This is a genomic window from Paraburkholderia sp. J7, from assembly GCF_905220155.1.
Lineage (GTDB): Bacteria > Pseudomonadota > Gammaproteobacteria > Burkholderiales > Burkholderiaceae > Paraburkholderia.
Window position 1 is genome coordinate 1 of record NZ_CAJMYZ010000158.1, and the last position, 229, is coordinate 229.

At 64.6% G+C, this 229-nt stretch carries 1 protein-coding gene; it reads left to right on the forward strand.

The annotated features are described in order from the left end of the window. A partial coding sequence (locus U5A58_RS40770) for a hypothetical protein (protein WP_321965491.1) occupies nt 1-229 on the forward strand: 229 nt, incomplete at both ends.

The window sequence follows — 229 nt, forward strand, 5'->3', positions numbered from 1 at the left end:
CGTGACGACCATCAACGGCCAGATCACGAACATGCAAGGTCAGCTGGCTGACGCGGTGCTGTACGACTCGTCGGCGCATGACTCGGTGACGCTGGGCGGTACGGGTGCGACCTCGGCAGTGGCGTTGCACAACGTGGCGAACGGTCTGGTGAGCGCGTCGAGTTTCGATGCGGTGAACGGTTCGCAGCTGTACACCCTTGCCAGCTCGACGGCCAGCTCGCTGGGCGGT